This window comes from Roseobacter sp. HKCCD5988, assembly GCF_037830355.1.
Lineage (GTDB): Bacteria > Pseudomonadota > Alphaproteobacteria > Rhodobacterales > Rhodobacteraceae > M30B80.
The window spans coordinates 523501-539333 of sequence record NZ_JBBLYJ010000002.1 but is presented as its reverse complement, the minus strand read 5'-3'; the positions used below and the strand labels follow the sequence as shown (position 1 = coordinate 539333).

Below are 15833 nucleotides of genomic sequence, written 5' to 3'. Positions count from 1 at the left end.
CTGCAATAATTTCATTTATAGTTTGCGTTTGGTGGAGAACAAATAGTCAAATCACATTTTGAGTGGTTGGCTATTCTTTCTGGTACGGTTTTCCTATTGCGCCAGGAGGCCGTGCATGTCCGATTATACCTGCGACGACGACTATAGTTGCTAAGTAAGGTGCCATCGCAAGAAATTCAGATGGTATTGGAGTATTCAGCAGCGCAAGTTTTTGTTGAAGACTATCGGCAAAGCCAAAAACGAGTGCAGCTGACAATGCACCTACAGGATGCCAACGTCCAAATATCATCGCCGCCAAGCCGATGAAGCCACGGCCGCCGGTCATCCCTTCATCAAATCGTCCAACTGAACCGAGCGTGAACCAAGCCCCGCCAAAGCCAGCGACTGCGCCGGCCAACACAACGTGGAAATACCTCGTACGAATTACGTTTATACCTAAGGTGTCTGCCGCTTTCGGATGTTCGCCCACTGCTCGAGCCCTAAGGCCATTGCGCGTGTAGAAAAGATAATAGGTGGTGATTGCAACTAAAATTAGTGCGCCATAAACAAATATATTTTGGGAAAAAATTACTGGTCCGATTATAGGTATATCGCTTAGTAATGGGATTTTTATTGCCCTAAATACTGGCGCGTTGTTCAGATGTCTGTATTCGGAAAAAACCTGCGAGGATACGTATGAGGTAAGTCCAAGCACTAATAGGTTTATGACCACTCCGGCAATAATTTGATCCATACGGAAAGTGATAACTAACGTTGCGAGGATAAAGCCAAAGCTTCCACCAATGATTATTGCACTAATCATTCCGCCCCAGCCACCGAACAATGATCCTGCCAGTGCACCCGTGAATGCGCCCGCAAGTAGCATTCCCTCGATAGCAATATTGATCACTGCAACTCTTTCTGAAAGAAGGCCCGCAAGTGCACCTAATGCTATTGGTACGGCCCTCACTACGGTAGCTTGCAGCATTCCTGTGAGATTAAGACTTTTATCAGCAGTGGCCCAAACCAGAAAAGCGGCGACTGTGATCAGAAAGCCAAATCCTAAAGAAAGCGCGATCCATCGGCCACCTCCCTTCAAAAATTGCCGCACACCAATAAATGCGAGGATCATTGAAGCCACAGTGTTAAATGGTCCACCGGATAGAACTAAGTCTTTCAAAGGTAGGGCATCGTTTGGCCGCGATAGTTTGAAAGTTGCATACGATCCATCTGGTACATTCAAAAAGAACAGAACAATAGCGGAAAGCGTTAAAAGGATTATCCCACTCGTTTGAGATCTATTTATTTTTTTATGATTAAAAATATTGGAAATCCTCATGATGTTCTCTTATTTTTTGAGAATGCCCATGGAGTAATCGTACGAATAATTAAGGGTGCAGCGATAAACACAACAACCAATGCTTGGATTATACTAATTAGATCGATTGAAACTCCTGCATCAATTTGCATTTGACGGCCGCCTGCTTCAAGTCCCCCAAACAATATCCCCGCGAATAAAATGCCAATTGGATGGCTACGACCTAAGAGCGCCACCGCGATTGCATCAAATCCAATACCCGCGGAAAAACCAGGACTGGCGCGTTCTAAAACGCCCGAAATTTGCACTGCGCCAGCAAGGCCGGCTAATCCTCCGGCTATTGCCATGGAGCCTATAATTACCATCTTGGGGTTCATGCCCGCGTAAAGCGCTGCATGCGAGTTCTCTCCGTTTGTACGAATGGCAAAACCCATTTTTGATTTTCTTATTAACCACCACAGTAGGATGACAGCCCCTAGCATCAAAAAAACACCTACATGAAGGCGTAGATTTGGATCTATCCAGTCTAGTAATTTTGGTAATTGTCCATTGTCTGGGACCGACTTAGATATTGGATCCGAGCGACCATCTTTTTGTATGAATGGTTGGCGTAATGCATAGTCAAGGATCCGATAGCTTATTAAATTCAACATAATTGTAAGAATTACTTCGTGCGCGCCTGTGACAGCACGCAACACCCCCGCAATTCCCGCGTAGGCTGCTCCTGCCAAGGATCCCACAATTAACGTAAAAGTAACTAAAACGATTGTTGGCAGATCTGAGAAAGTAAAACTAAAGATTACTGCTAGTAGGCCACCGATAATTATCTGGCCTTCTGCTCCGATGTTGAATAATCCCGCTCGGAAGCCTAAGCCAATCCCCAAACCTGCTAATATCAACGGTATCGCGGCGGTAAAAGTTTCAGAAATTGCATTAATTGATCCAAATGCACCGTATCCCAATGCAGAAAAACTTCTACCAATAGTATCAATATCAACTCCGGTTGCAGTCATTATAAGCGCGCCAATTAGGAGCGCAGCTGCTATAGCTATGATCGGCAAAACTATGGCGTCTCGGTAAGCGCCTTGCTGTAGCATTAGTAAATCAGCGGCAGTTTTTCGAAAGGTTGATTTAGTGATCATTGTAAATTTCTTCTGTCGAACCTGCCATCGCTAATCCAATTTGGTTTCGCTTGGGTTTTGCATCTGTATTGTCAAATTCTGCAACAATAGAGCCATCATACATGACAAGTATCCGGTCAGATAAAGATATGATTTCGTCTAACTCAGATGAAACAAGTAACACACCATTTCCATCATCACGGCTCTGGACGAGGCGGCTGTGGATATACTCTATCGAGCCAACATCAACGCCTCTCGTCGGTTGTGCAGCAATGACGATTTTTGGTTTGCGACCTAGTTCTCTTGCAACAACCATTTTTTGTTGATTGCCGCCAGACAAGCTCTTGCCATTAAGTTCAACTGACGGCGTCCGCACATCGAATTCTTCACACAATAGTTCTGCAATCGACCTAGCTTTTTTCCAATTTATTGTGATAAAATTAGAGATACTATTTTCATAGTAATTATTGATAATAATATTTTCTGTGATTGAAAAGTTTTCAACCATTCCAAATTTATGACGGTCTTCTGGAATGTGGGCCATACCTGCTATATGGCGCTGGCGTGCATTAGCTTTCGTAATATCTAGTTCGCCTAAAAACATTTCACCTGCGTAGTTTTTTCTTAATCCTGTAATGACTTCTATTAATTCTGTCTGGCCATTCCCCTGAATACCGGCAACACCTACTATTTCTCCAGCGTTAATACTGAAATTTATATTTTTTAGAACTCGTTCGTTATCTTTTGTATAGAGCTCGACATTATCGAGCTTTAAAATAGGATGGCCAATTTTTGACTTTATTTTATTTACCGTAAAAGATACCTGTCGCCCGACCATCATCTCTGCAAGCTTTTCTTTGGTAAGTCTTTTAGGATTTCCTTCGCCTGTAACACGCCCGTGCCTCAGCACTGTAACACGATCGGCGATTTCTTTGATTTCGTGTAATTTATGAGTAATAAATACGATCGCCTTACCTGACGCTTTAAGGGCCCTTACTATTGAAAAAAAGTCTTCTACTTCACTTGGTGTCAGGACCGCAGTTGGCTCGTCAAAAATAATTACATTAGCTTCTCGAAATAAAACTTTTATAATTTCAACTTTCTGTTGTATCCCAACTGGAAGGTCTTCGATAATGGCATCTGGGGGAACTGATAGGCCATATTCAGAGCTAATTTTATTAACTAGAGTGCGAGCCTTTGATAAATCTAAATAGTCAGCTGTCTTAATTGGTTCAACTCCAAGAATTACATTTTCAGCGACTGAAAATATTGGTACCAGCATAAAATGCTGATGGACCATCCCTATTCCTGCAGAGATACTGTCTCCAGGGCCTCGAAAATTTACTTCAATGCCGTCGATTAGTAATTTTCCTTCATCGGGCGCATAAAGCCCAGAAAGGATGTTCATAAGCGTGGATTTTCCAGCGCCATTTTCACCAAGTAAGCCCAGCACTTCGCCCGCTTTGATTTGCAGGTTAATTTGATCGTTCGCAATTACAGAACCAAACCGTTTTGTAATGCCTTTTAATTCTATGTCCATTGTCATAGACCCTTAAGGATCCCTCCCCCGAACTTATCAGGGGAGGGATTAGGCTGTTAAGGCCCTACAGAAATCGAGCCGTCAATTATTCCGGCACGAACCGCGTCAATTTCCGCCTTTAATTCAGAGGGGACAGCACTCTCAAAGTTATGATATGGTGCGATCCCTACTCCGTTGTTAGCTAAAGTGCCAACGGTAAGGCCTCCTTCAAAAGATCCATCCATAGCTGCGTTGATAACTGCTTCAACAGTACTATCCATACGCTTGAGGACTGAAGTTAGGTATACATCAGCACGTTCTGGATCAGTAGCAACTAAATCGGCGTCCACGCCGATAATTTTCAAACTGTCGGAACCTAGTTCTGCCGCTAGTGCAGCCGAGCCCAAGCCAACGGGACCAGCTACTGGCATTACAATATCGGCACCTTCATCATATAGGTTTTGTGCAAATGCACGGCCGTCATCCAAGCTATCGAAGTTATTCGTAAATAGGCCTTCCTGTGAACTTGGGTTCCAGCCAAGAACTGCTACGGATGTACCGTGTTGTTCATTATAATAGTCAACGCCATATACAAGGCCATTCATGAAGGCCGTCACAGGAGGTATGTTTAAACCCCCAAATGTGCCGATAGTACCTGTTTCTGTCATTCCTGCGGCCAGGTATCCGGCTAAAAACGCGGCTTCGTCAGTCGCGAAAACTTGCCCAAGGACGTTTGGAATTGTGGGATCATATGCAAAATCCACAATGGAGAATTTTTGATTAGGGTTTGCAGTGGCTGCATTAGCGGTGGCTTCTCCCATCAGGAAACCTACAGTAACAATTATATCGCATGATCCATCCATCAATGCGTTGAGATTAGCTGCGTAGTCAGTTTCTGATTGGGACTCTAAAAATCTTCCTTCGATCCCTCTATTGGCAATCGCGTTTTCAACCCCATGCCAAGCTGTTTGGTTGAAGCTAGCGTCATCAATTCCGCCAACGTCAGTAACTTGGCATGCAGTGAATGCATTGGCTGATGCAGTGCATAAGAGCGTGAAGCCTATTGCAAGGCTAGTTTGTTTTACAAATTTCATTTTAACCTCCATGTTTGTGATCTGAACCTAAGGAATGGGCCTGGTGGTTACGAGATCTAAGCCAAGTCGTTTTTTATTGGGTAGTCTACTGGCAGGAGAGGATATTGGAAAAAAAATAAAACTTTCACAATGATTTTAGATCAACCGGCGATTTTTAATTTGTATCTAGAGTTTTTGCTAACATTATCGCGTCGCTGCACTTGCCATTTTTGTACTGATAATAGCCTTTGCGAAATCCAATTTCGTTGAAACCAAAAGAGGTGTAGAGCGCCCGGCCAATACTGTTTTTGTTGTCCACTTCCAAAAAAATCTCTTTAATTTGAGACTCCTTAGCTATTGAGATTAGTCTAGAAAGCAGAGCTTTTCCGTGACCCTTTCCCTGATGGTTTGGGTCAATTGCAATGGTTAAGATTTCAGCCTCTGGTGGCACGATCCGAAGAACGGCAAAGCCGTGATCATGATGGCTGATGGTCATATTGTGCGCCACAAGCAACTCTTCAAAATCCTTGCGCGTCCATGCGCCGCCTTGGTTAAAGGCGCGGGCGTGTAATTCGGCCATTTGTGCAGCGGTGCGGGTCACAGCAAACGCGGCCCATATTCGCGCGCAGGGGCTGCATCTGCCGCGCGCAAGTAAAGCGGCGAAGGGCGCGGCAGCGGCATATCTGCCGCGTGTTTTGTTTCGGCGATATGCGCGATGGCCGTGGCAATCATGACGGATGGGGCGACATAGATCAGCCCGTAGGCATCGGCAATATGCTGTCCCAGACTTCCTGTGACCTGCTTTGCAAGCTCACGAGGGGTGAGCGTGTTCAAGCCGACAAGTCGCGCTTCATCTGCTTGGCCCTGATCATCAAAGCTTTGCAGATAGGCCTCATCGCGGCGGGCATCTTCGATCACGCTGAGGGGGCCTTTGATCCCATAACGGCGCGCTTCAAAAATTGAGACACCAATCGCAGGTCGCGCTAAGGCCAGTGCAAGACCACGGGCGGCTGAGACGGAAATACGTAGGCCTGTGAAATTGCCCGGCCCGATGCCAACACCAATGGCACCCAAGTCTGCGGCTGTTTTACCTGCTTCTGCGAAAATCTCATCTACCAAAGGCATCAGGCGTTCCGCCTGACCTTTCGCCATTGGTTCAAACCGCGCAGCAAGTACTGTGCCCCCGTCTACCAAAGCGGCTGCGCAATGCGCGGCCGATGTATCTATTCCTAAGCAAAGCAAAGGGGATTAGACCGTGACAGGGCGCACTTCCACCACTTCGGGGATGTAATGGCGCAACAGATTTTCAATACCCATTTTCAGGGTCAAGGTTGATGAGGGGCAGCCCGCGCAGGCCCCTTGCATATGCAGATACACCACCCCACGATCAAAGCCGTGAAAGGTAATGTCGCCGCCATCTTGCGCCACAGCAGGGCGCACACGGGTGTCGAGCAATTCTTTGATCTGACCCACGATCTCGGCATCCTCGCCGCTGTGGTCAGCATGGCCCCCTGCGGCGGGCGCCTCATCCCCCATCACGGGCGCGCCAGACTGGAAATGCTCCATAATCGCGCCGAGAAGGGCAGGCTTGATATGATCCCATTCGATTGTATCGGCCTTGGTCACAGTCACGAAATCGGTGCCAAAAAATACCGCCGTCACGCCATCAACCGCGAAAATGCGCGCGGCAAGTGGCGATTTATCCGCCGTCTCGCGCGATGGAAAATCGGCTGTGCCCATGTCCAGAACGGTTTGCCCTGGCAAAAACTTCAGCGTGGCTGGGTTCGGGGTGGATTCCGTTTGAATAAACATTGGGCTATCTCCTGCGCGCAAGCATGAGCCTGATATGATATGGCACCCCCGATAAGTCAAGTTTTAGAATAATTCTAAAACTTACCAATCAGGTGATCTGCTCAAGCTGTTCTTTGGTCAACTCACCTGGAACAATGGTGATCGGCGCAGGCAAACTGCCGGCCTGTTTCGTCAATTGCGTGACCAATGGGCCAGGCCCACCCTTGCCCGATCCTGCCCCAAGAACCAATACACCGATATTGGGATCATCGTGAATATGCGCGAGAATTTCTTGGACAGGTTCCCCTTCACGGATGGCGAGACTGGGATCAATTCCCTGTCGGTCGCGCATCCATTTTGCAAATACTTCGAAATGTGCCTCAATCCGTTCCCGCGCCTCGGCGCGCATCAAATCGCCAATGCCGATCCAGTGTTGGAATTCCTCAGGTGGGATGATGGAGAGGATTTCAACCGCACCCTTGGTGTTGGCTGCCCGCATCGCGGCAAAGCGCATCGCGTTAAGACATTCACGCGTGTCGTCTAGAACCACCAGAAACTTGCGCATTTTTCCATCCCCTCTCACCGCGCCAAAGGATGCGCATTTGCACGCGCCATTTCAACAACAAACGCGTGATGCCTTACGAGGCCGCCTCGCTACGCGCCCAATCCCAATAGAGATCGCGCGCTTTCAAGCTGATGGGCCCGATCTCATAGGTGATCTCGTCAAAGGCGCTGACAGGGGTGATTTTTTGCAAGTTGCCCGTCAAAAACACCTCATCGGCGCGGCGGAAATCATCAAAACTGAGCACGGTTTCAATCACCGTGATGCCATTTTCGCGCATGTTTTTGATATGGCGCGCGCGTGTTATGCCTGCCAAAAATGTGCCATTTGGAATTGGCGTATAGACCACGCCATCGCGCACCATAAAGACGTTTGCGGTGGCGGTTTCCGCAACATTCCCCATCGCATCGGCCACAAGTGCGTTGTCAAAACCCTTGGTTTTCGCCTCAAGAAGCATCCGCGCATTGTTGGGGTATAGGCAGCCTGCTTTTGCGTTGACCACATTATCCGCCAAGACGGGGCGGCGGAAATATGTGGTGGTCAGGCGCACGGTTTTCTTGGGGTCGGGCATTGGGATTTCTTCAAGGCTGATCGCAAATCCTGTTGCGCCCGCCTTTGGCAATATCCCCAATTCGCCCCCATCAAGCGCCCAATACATGGGGCGAATATATACGGCGGCATCCGCGGGATAGCGCGCCAATCCTTCCCAAATGATTTCATACATGGCCTTTGGGCTATGGCTTGGCGTGATCATCAACGCCTCGGCAGATCTGTTGACCCTTGCGCAATGCGCCATCAAGTCAGGCGCAAGCCCGTCCACATAGCGCGCGCCGTCAAACACATTCGAGCCAAGCCAAGCGCCATGATCAGCGGCGCGGATGACAGGGATATCCCCATCATGCCAAGCGCCGTTAAAATAGGTTTTTATATTGTTGCCAGTTGCCATGAGTGATCCTCTTCATGGCTACCTATAGGCCGCTTCAGCCCGTTGGGCCAGTCGCAAAGCCCAATTGATATTCCATCGCTGATGACGCGGGTTTTGGGCCAGCTTTCGGATCTTGAGCAGGCTTTGCCGCCTTTGCTGCTGCGCCCAATTTGGGCGGCTGCGGTGTTCCATTCTTCGATATCGTAGTCATGTCGAACCTCCGTTTCCCGTGAACCGTCGACCGAAATCAACCAACGGAGGTTGAGGGCGCAAAAGCGCCCTGCCTTAGAATGCGTGCAAACCTTAACAACGGTATGACAAAGAAAGTATTAAGCGCGGCACTATTCTTGCCGCGCTTGCAAAATATACGCTGCAATGCAGCAAAAAGTCAAGCCTCCGCTAAGAGCGCCTCTAGATCAAGCGGGGCGTTGACCATCTCCAATGCGCCTGATGCATCGCGGGGCCAATCAGCAGGCGCGCGGTCGCGGTAGAGTTCAATCCCATTGCCATCGGGGTCAGAAAGATAGAGCGCCTCAGACACGCCATGATCTGCCGCCCCTTCAAGCTGCACGCCTTTGGCAACCACATTCGCTAGGGCACCGCCAAGGCTTTTGCGGTCAGGATAGAGGAAAGCCACGTGGTAAAGACCCGCCGCCCGCCGCGGTGCGGGGCCAGCCCCCGCGGATTCCCAAGTGTTGAGACCAATATGGTGGTGATACCCCCCGGCCGATAGAAATGCCGCTTGGCGGCCATAGCGTTGTTTTAGCTCTAACCCCAAGACATCGCGATAAAATGCGATAGAGCGCTCAAGATCGGTGACTTTCAGGTGGACATGGCCAATGGCCAAGCTGTCAGGTGCAGTATATGTCATGATGTCCTCCTTTGCGGGCAATCTGCTCCCAAAGCACGCGCACATAAACTGACCATTTCGCAGGGGTTCTGTGCAAAAATGCACTAATGGCGTCTAGCTGCGCACCATCCCGACAATGTCATAGGCCTGCGCCAAAATCGGCGCTGCAATTTCGCGCGCACGTTCTGCACCGCGACCGAGAATGCGATCAATTTCGGCCTGATCCTGCATCAGGCGCGCCATTTCCGCCGAGATTGGGGCAAGTTTTGCCACAGCCAAATCAGACAGCGCCATTTTGAAATGACCAAAGAGCGCTCCTTGATGCTGATCCAAAACGGCCTGCGGATCAATTTCTGCCAAAGCGGCGTAGATATTGACCAGATTGCGGGCCTCGGGCCGCGCCGCCAGTTCGGCCAATGCATCCGGCAGCGGATCAGGGTCCGTCTTCGCCTTGCGGATTTTCTTGGAAATCGCATCAGCATCATCGGTCATATTAATCCGACTTGCATCTGCAGGGTCGGATTTCGACATCTTTTTGGTGCCGTCTTTTAGGCTCATAACCCGTGTTGCCGCCCCTTCAATCACGGGCTCAGCGATCGGGAAGAAGTCGACCCCAAAATCATGGTTGAACTTGGCCGCAATATCGCGGGTCAGTTCCAAATGTTGTTTTTGATCTTCGCCGACCGGCACATGGGTGGCGTGATAGACCAAAATATCGGCGGCCATCAGCGCGGGATATGCGAATAACCCCAGCGAGGCGTTTTCGGCGTTTTTCCCCGCTTTGTCCTTCCATTGGGTCATGCGGCCCATCCATCCCATGCGGGCCACGCAATTAAACAACCACCCAAGCTGCGCATGTTCAGGCACTTGGCTTTGATTGAAGAGGATGGATTTTTCTGGATCAATCCCTGCGGCAATGAAGCCCGCACAAAGCTCGCGGGTGTTTTTGGTAAGGTCACTTGGCTTCTGCCAAACGGTAATCGCGTGCATGTCCACCATGCAATAGATGGTCTGAAATCCGCCCGCCTCTTGCATATCTACAAAACGCTTCATCGCGCCTAAGTAATTCCCAAGGGTCAGCCCGCCCGAAGGTTGGATGCCGGAAAAGACGCGTGGTGTGAATTTTGTCTCAGCCATTAGTGACCTATTGCGGTTGTGATCGGATGCCAGAAGAAAATCATTCCACAATACTGGCATTTGCCTTGCGCATCGCTTACCCACGAGGCGCAACAAGGTCAACCGAAGGTGCAGCCATGGATCAAGAGAATAATAGCCCGTTCAACGACCTTCACCCAGTCGTTCTTGGTTTGGCTGTGGTGATCTTCGGCCTTGAGGTGATGTTTCAGCTGGTCACTGCTGGGCTTTTGGGCGGGTCAGGCGGGATTGGGTGGCGCATGGCCGCGGTGCGGGATTATGGCGTGTTCCACGAAATTGCCGCTTGGATGTTTGCCAATAACAGCTATCCCGCAAATGACCTGATGCGTCTTGTGACCTATCCGCTGATCCATGGCGGTTTTATTCATGCCGTGTTCGTTAGTGTGTTCATACTGGCCATTGGCAAAATGGTGTCACAGGTTTTCTCAGGGCTGTCGATCTTGGTTCTGTTCTTTGCGGGTTCCATCATCGGGGCTTTGGCCTTTGTGGGCCTGTTTAACAGCACCTATCCCCTGATCGGCGGGTATCCGGGTGTCTATGCTCTGATCGGTGCCTTCACCTTCATCCTCTGGGCCAATATGGGTCGGACAGGCGACAATCCGATGCGTGCTTTTTCCCTGATTGCAATGCTTTTGGGCATTCAAATCTTATTCGCTTTTTTGCAAGGCGATTGGGGCAGCGTGGTCTCTGATCTTTCAGGATTTGTGACAGGATTTGCTCTGTCGTTTGTATTGATCCCAGAGGGGTGGGCCTTGCTTTTGCAACGCCTTCGCAAACGCTAATCTAGCGGGCGGCAGCCACGATTATTGGCTCAATCGGGGATGTTGTTACCACCGCTTGTGGCGTGTTTGTGGTCATGGCCAAGATGGCCAAGCCAAAAATCACCGCAAGCGGCGCGTGAAGGATCAACCCGCGAGAAATGCTGTCACCTCATGCGATTGCGCCTCAAGGGATTTGCGCATCTTGGCAAATGCGGCAGCCTCAAGTTGGCGCACACGTTCCTTGGACAGGCCCAGTTCTTCGCCCAACGATTCCAATGTGCGCGGCTCATCCCGCAATTTGCGTTCGCGCACAATGAACCGCTCGCGCTCGTTCAATGATGACAAGGCATTCAACAACCATTCGCGCAGTTGCGCGCGGTCGCGGGCGTGCTCAACCAAATCTGCAGCCTGTTCGCTGTCATCCTCAAGCGTGTCGATCCATTCGCGCCCTTCATCCTCAACGGATTGCGTGGCGTTCAAAGAATAATCAGATCCTGCAAGGCGACCTTCCATCATCTCAACATCATGCAGCGGCACGCCGACCTCTGTGGCGATCATCTGCAACAATTGATGCTTGTCGAGGTTTTGGCCTGCGGCCATTGCCTCGCGTTCGATGCGCGTCTGCACGCGGCGCATATTGAAAAAAAGTGATTTTTGGCTGGAGGTAGACCCCGTGCGCACCATCGACCAATTGCGCATCACGTAATCTTGGATAGATGCCTTGATCCACCACACGGCATAGGTTGAAAACCGCACGCCACGATCAGGGTCAAATTTATCTGCCGCCTTCATCAAACCCAGACCCGCCTCTTGGATCAGGTCATTCATTGGCGCGCCGTAGCGCTTGAATTTCGCGGCCATGGAAATCGCAAGGCGCATATAGGCCGTCACCAGACGGTGCAAGGCTTCCTCATCGCGATGATCGCGCCAAGCATAGGCCAGCCGCAATTCCGTCTCTGCGTCTAACAGTTCCGCTTTCATCGCACGGCGCGAAAGCGCTTTTTCTCCACCCATGTCCAAAGCCATAACGCACCCCCTGTTGGCGTATCATTTTTGGCAGTGTCTTGTTCCGCATCTTGTGCGGTTCTATTGGTGTTACGCGGCAGCATGATGAATGGATCACTTTTGGTGAGGAATTTCTTTTGACGGGTTTGGCGGGTTTGACATTGGTTTTTGGCGGTGCGGCTTCTGGCAAGTCGCGCTTTGGCGAGGATTTGGTGCTGAACACGGGGCTGTCGCCCGTTTATCTCGCGACAGCACAGGCCCATGATGCCGAGATGGACGCCAAAATCGCCAAGCATAAATCTGCGCGAGCGGCGGCCCAGTGGCGCACAGTCGAAGTGCTGACCGATATTCCTGCGGCTCTGACGCAACTGCACAAAAGCGAGGCCGTGTTGATTGATTGCGCCACGCTGTGGTTGGCCAATTTGGGTATGGCTAAACGGGACTGGCGGGCTGAATGGGCGGCGCTGGCCCACGCCATCGCCGATTGCCCAGCCCCTGTTGTCATTATCTCGAATGAGCTTGGAATGGGCGTTGTGCCGGATCATTCCCTCTCGCGGGCCTTTCGTCAGGATCAAGGGGAATTGAACCAAGCCATCGCTGCCACAGCGGATCTTGTGGTGATGGTGGCCGCAGGCCTGCCTCTCGTCCTCAAAGGGCAGTTGCCGAAGGGGCAGGGGTGATGCGCCGTGCCTTTTGGCTGCGCCATGGGCCGACCCATGCCAAGGTGATCACGGGGTGGCGTGATGTTCCTGCTGATCTCAGCGATCACGCGCAAATAGCGCGGCTTGATGCCTATCTTCCCGCACAGGCCGTGATGATTTCCTCTGACCTCATCCGTGCTGCGGCCACTGCAGATGCGCTATCGCCGCGCCTGCGCCTGCCTCATGAGCCTCATCTGCGCGAATTTCATTTTGGCGAATGGGAGGGACAGGGGTTTGATGCGGTTAGCCAATCCGCCCCTGAACTTTCGCGCGCCTTTTGGGAGGGGGGGGAAGACATCTGCCCGCCCAACGGGGAAAGTTGGGCGATGGTCATGGCGCGGGTGAGCCGCGCGTCTGATCGCGTTCTGGCGCAGCACCCAGATCAAGATGTGATCTTTACATGCCATTTCGGCGCAATCCTAACGCAAATCGCGCGCCATTCAGGGCTAAGCGCATATCAGGCTTATGCACATACCATCCCCCCTCTCTCGGTCACTGAATTTCACCAGAGAGAAGGCAGATGGTCTGTTGTGAGAATCGGGTATTGCCCCTAGCGGTGGTGTCCTTGGCACAGGAAAATTGCTAGAGGAGATCGCGCAGATCACCCCTGCCGCACGCGCTGTGATGACACGGGCGGCAGAGCGGTTTGGACTATAGGCGCGTGGCTATCACCGCGTATTGCGTCTGGGACGCACCATTGCGGATTTGGCTGCCTCCGACAAAACCGAAGAGGCGCATATCCTCGAAGCGGTCAGTTATCGCATCAGCACAGGGCGTGAGGATTAGCCCGCACGCCTTGCCTCGATGGCTTGCCAAATGATTTCGGCGACATTGATTCCGTCAAAGCGTTCTAATTCTTGAATGCCCGTAGGTGAGGTCACGTTGATCTCGGTTAGGTAATCGCCGATCACATCAATCCCCACAAAAATCTGGCCTTTTTCGCGCAGCAGCGGGCCAATTTTGGCGCAGATCTCATGTTCGCGCGCGGTCAGCCCGATTTTTTCAGCCCGTCCACCAACATGCATATTTGATCTGGTTTCGCCTTCGGCAGGCACGCGGTTGATCGCCCCAACGGGCTCGCCGTCAATCAAGATGATCCGCTTGTCCCCTGCCGTCACATCAGGCAAGAATTTTTGCGCAATCAGGGGTTCGCGGCTGATAGAGGTGAACATCTCATGCAAGGAGTTGAGGTTGCGATCCGTAGGTTCAAGACGAAACACGCCCGCGCCACCATTGCCGTAGAGCGGTTTGATGATGATATCCCCGTGTCGCGCGCGAAACTCACGCAAAGCACCAATATCGCGGGCGATCATAGTGGGCGGGGTTAAATTGGGGAATTCCAGAACCAACAATTTTTCAGGATAATTGCGCACCCAAAACGGGTCATTCACGATCAAGGTTTTAGGATGAATCCGTTCCAAAAGATGGGTGGTGGTGATGTAACCCATGTCAAAAGGCGGGTCTTGGCGCAAAAGCACCACATCCCAATCGCCTAGGTCGATGGTCTGTTCTGCCCCAAGGGTGAAGTGGTTCCCTTTTTCGCGGCGCAAGGTGATCGGCCACCCGCGCGCGCAGACACGACCCTCGTCAAAAAACAAACGGTCTGGAGTGTAATAAAACAGCTCATGCCCCCGCGCCTGTGCCTCCAGCCCCACGCGAAACGTGCTATCCGCGTCAATGTTAATCGGCGCGATTGGATCCATCTGAATTGCGACTTTGAGTGCCATGTCTCACCCCGTAACTATACCAACCCTTTCATGGCCTTTGGCAGGGGGGGACGCAATGCCCAATTCATGTGAGGCAGGCTACTCGAGAAACGCATTCGCGATGATGTGAACCTGTCCGATCTGGTTGAGGGCTGCGAGATCATAACGGCACGGTGTCGCAAGGCCCATGGGACACAGACCCAAATACTCATCACCCGTCTGTAGGATGCGCGCCCTTTGCGCGGGGCTCACACGTGACACAGCGGTGTCAAAATCCTGCGATTTTTTAACTTCCACAAAAGTTATTTCGCCTGATTTTTCGAAGATTAGATCTATCTCGCCACCCCGCCCGCGCCATCGCCGCGCCCGCAAGTGATAGCCATGGGTTTCATAGAGCCGCGCCTCCTGATCCTCGGCTGACAGCCCCGCAAGATAGGCGGCTTTCCCGCTCACGGATCCGCGTCCAAGGACAGACCCAATTGATAAACATCGCGTTTCGGCAGGCCCAGTTCGGTTGCCACCTGTGCCGCAGCCTCCTTCAGCCGTGCAGTCTTAAGTCGCGCCCGAAGCGCCGCAATCACGGTGGCCTCATCAGCGGCCTGCTTTTCCGCGCGGTCAATGACAAGCACGATCTCACCTTTCAATGCTCGATCTTCGATTGCCGCAATCACATCTGCAAGCGATCCGCGAATGACCTCCTCAAATTTCTTGGTCAATTCGCGGCACAGAGCGATCTGGCGATCTTGGCTCCAAATCTCGGCCATCTCGTTTAACAATTTATGAATGCGCTTCGGGCTTTCATATAAGATCAGTGTCGCTTGGGTCTGATCTAAATCTTGCAGAAATTTGCGCCGTTCCCCCGATTTTGAGGGTGGGAAGCCCGCAAAAAGAAAGCGGTCACTGGGCAGGCCCGACACGGTCAGTGCTGCCAGTGAGGCGGATGCCCCCGGTGCGGTGGTGACCATATGCCCATCCGCAATGGCAGCACGCCCCAAGGCAAAACCAGGGTCGGCCACCAAAGGCGTCCCTGCCTCTGATGCATAGGCCACGGATTTTCCTTCGCCCAAAAGGGACATGATCTTTGGCCGCATCTCTGCGCCGTTATGATCGTGATAAGGCAAGACTGCGCGGCCATTCAGCGCCACCCCATGAATTTCCATCAAATGGCGCAAGGTGCGCGTGTCTTCTGCGGCGATGACATCGCAGCTTGCAAGGATGTCTAACCCGCGCAAGGTGATGTCGCGCGCGCTGCCAATCGGGGTTGCGACAAAATACAAACCTGCGGCCAGTTTGCTGTCGCTGGGGGTGTAGGCAAATTCGCGCCCGTTTTCTGTGTCGTTTCGCATCAGCTCACTTACATATCTGCG

The 15833-nt window shown here is 51.4% G+C and carries 19 protein-coding genes and 1 pseudogene; 4 read left to right on the top strand and 16 right to left on the bottom strand.

The features are described from left to right. Window positions 1–70 precede the first annotated feature (70 nt). From AAC636_RS10740 to trpS, 12 genes are all read right to left on the bottom strand, one after another. Window positions 71–1318: an ABC transporter permease gene (locus tag AAC636_RS10740; protein ID WP_340301498.1), complete on the bottom strand. Its 1248-nt coding sequence runs from the start codon at window positions 1316–1318 to the stop codon at window positions 71–73. Next, entirely contained in the window at window positions 1315–2439 is a 1125-nt protein-coding gene (locus AAC636_RS10735) for an ABC transporter permease (protein WP_340301497.1), read from the bottom strand. Before AAC636_RS10735 ends, AAC636_RS10740 begins: the two co-directional genes overlap by 4 nt. Further along, entirely contained in the window at window positions 2429–3958 is a 1530-nt protein-coding gene (locus AAC636_RS10730) for an ABC transporter ATP-binding protein (protein ID WP_340259845.1), read from the bottom strand. Before AAC636_RS10730 ends, AAC636_RS10735 begins: the two co-directional genes overlap by 11 nt. Window positions 3959–4014: 56 nt before the next feature. After that, entirely contained in the window at window positions 4015–5031 is a 1017-nt protein-coding gene (locus AAC636_RS10725; RefSeq protein WP_340254243.1) for a BMP family lipoprotein, read from the bottom strand. A 154-nt stretch (window positions 5032–5185) separates the two neighbouring features. After that, complete coding sequence (gene rimI, locus AAC636_RS10720) at window positions 5186–5611, bottom strand: ribosomal protein S18-alanine N-acetyltransferase (RefSeq protein WP_340301496.1); 426 nt, start codon at window positions 5609–5611, stop codon at window positions 5186–5188. Then, window positions 5608–6252 carry a tRNA (adenosine(37)-N6)-threonylcarbamoyltransferase complex dimerization subunit type 1 TsaB gene (gene tsaB / locus AAC636_RS10715; RefSeq protein WP_340259846.1) on the bottom strand — a complete coding sequence of 215 codons (645 nt, stop codon included), beginning with the start codon at window positions 6250–6252 and terminating at the stop codon, window positions 5608–5610. The genes rimI and tsaB overlap by 4 nt, the downstream gene beginning before the upstream one ends. Window positions 6253–6258: 6 nt before the next feature. Further along, window positions 6259–6822 (bottom strand): NifU family protein, encoded by a 564-nt coding sequence (locus AAC636_RS10710; RefSeq protein ID WP_340301495.1) that lies wholly within the window; start codon window positions 6820–6822, stop codon window positions 6259–6261. Between the two features lie 88 nt (window positions 6823–6910). Continuing rightward, a complete protein-coding gene (locus tag AAC636_RS10705) occupies window positions 6911–7366 on the bottom strand; it encodes a universal stress protein (protein WP_317655687.1) in 456 nt (151 codons plus the stop codon). Window positions 7367–7439: 73 nt separating this feature from the next. After that, window positions 7440–8309, bottom strand: coding sequence for a branched-chain amino acid aminotransferase (locus AAC636_RS10700; protein WP_340301494.1), 870 nt, complete (start codon window positions 8307–8309; stop codon window positions 7440–7442). A 34-nt stretch (window positions 8310–8343) separates the two neighbouring features. Then, window positions 8344–8499 (bottom strand): hypothetical protein, encoded by a 156-nt coding sequence (locus AAC636_RS10695; protein ID WP_340298422.1) that lies wholly within the window; start codon window positions 8497–8499, stop codon window positions 8344–8346. A 177-nt stretch (window positions 8500–8676) separates the two neighbouring features. Next, window positions 8677–9159 carry a VOC family protein gene (locus AAC636_RS10690; protein WP_340301493.1) on the bottom strand — a complete coding sequence of 161 codons (483 nt, stop codon included), beginning with the start codon at window positions 9157–9159 and terminating at the stop codon, window positions 8677–8679. A 93-nt stretch (window positions 9160–9252) separates the two neighbouring features. After that, complete coding sequence (gene trpS, locus AAC636_RS10685; RefSeq protein WP_340301492.1) at window positions 9253–10275, bottom strand: tryptophan--tRNA ligase; 1023 nt, start codon at window positions 10273–10275, stop codon at window positions 9253–9255. 116 nt (window positions 10276–10391) lie between these two features. On the opposite strand from trpS, the gene AAC636_RS10680 reads away from it, so the two are divergent. Next, a complete protein-coding gene (locus AAC636_RS10680) occupies window positions 10392–11075 on the top strand; it encodes a rhomboid family intramembrane serine protease (RefSeq protein WP_340301491.1) in 684 nt (227 codons plus the stop codon). A gap of 123 nt (window positions 11076–11198) precedes the next feature. Here AAC636_RS10680 and AAC636_RS10675 read toward each other — a convergent pair whose 3' ends face one another. Next, complete coding sequence (locus AAC636_RS10675) at window positions 11199–12080, bottom strand: RNA polymerase factor sigma-32 (RefSeq protein WP_317655681.1); 882 nt, start codon at window positions 12078–12080, stop codon at window positions 11199–11201. A 38-nt stretch (window positions 12081–12118) separates the two neighbouring features. Here AAC636_RS10675 and cobU point away from each other — a divergent pair, with 38 nt between their 5' ends. The 3 genes and pseudogenes from cobU to AAC636_RS10660 form a co-directional block, all read left to right on the top strand. Next, window positions 12119–12739: a bifunctional adenosylcobinamide kinase/adenosylcobinamide-phosphate guanylyltransferase gene (gene cobU / locus AAC636_RS10670; RefSeq protein ID WP_340301490.1), complete on the top strand. Its 621-nt coding sequence runs from the start codon at window positions 12119–12121 to the stop codon at window positions 12737–12739. Then, window positions 12739–13314, top strand: coding sequence for a histidine phosphatase family protein (locus tag AAC636_RS10665; protein ID WP_340301489.1), 576 nt, complete (start codon window positions 12739–12741; stop codon window positions 13312–13314). Before cobU ends, AAC636_RS10665 begins: the two co-directional genes overlap by 1 nt. A gap of 115 nt (window positions 13315–13429) precedes the next feature. Continuing rightward, window positions 13430–13546, top strand: a pseudogene (locus tag AAC636_RS10660) (hypothetical protein); the annotation flags it as partial. Here the strand turns inward: AAC636_RS10660 and gshB are convergent. From gshB to rsmI, 3 genes are all read right to left on the bottom strand, one after another. Continuing rightward, window positions 13543–14487 carry a glutathione synthase gene (gene gshB, locus AAC636_RS10655; RefSeq protein WP_340301488.1) on the bottom strand — a complete coding sequence of 315 codons (945 nt, stop codon included), beginning with the start codon at window positions 14485–14487 and terminating at the stop codon, window positions 13543–13545. The pseudogene AAC636_RS10660 and the gene gshB overlap by 4 nt on opposite strands. Before the next feature lie 78 nt (window positions 14488–14565). Then, the gene (locus tag AAC636_RS10650; RefSeq protein WP_340301487.1) at window positions 14566–14919 is read right to left on the bottom strand and encodes a YraN family protein; all 354 of its coding nucleotides are present in this window, start codon (window positions 14917–14919) and stop codon (window positions 14566–14568) included. Next, on the bottom strand, window positions 14916–15812 hold the full coding sequence (gene rsmI / locus AAC636_RS10645) for a 16S rRNA (cytidine(1402)-2'-O)-methyltransferase (RefSeq protein WP_340298432.1): 897 nt from the start codon (window positions 15810–15812) through the stop codon (window positions 14916–14918). The genes AAC636_RS10650 and rsmI overlap by 4 nt, the downstream gene beginning before the upstream one ends. Window positions 15813–15833: the final 21 nt, after the last annotated feature.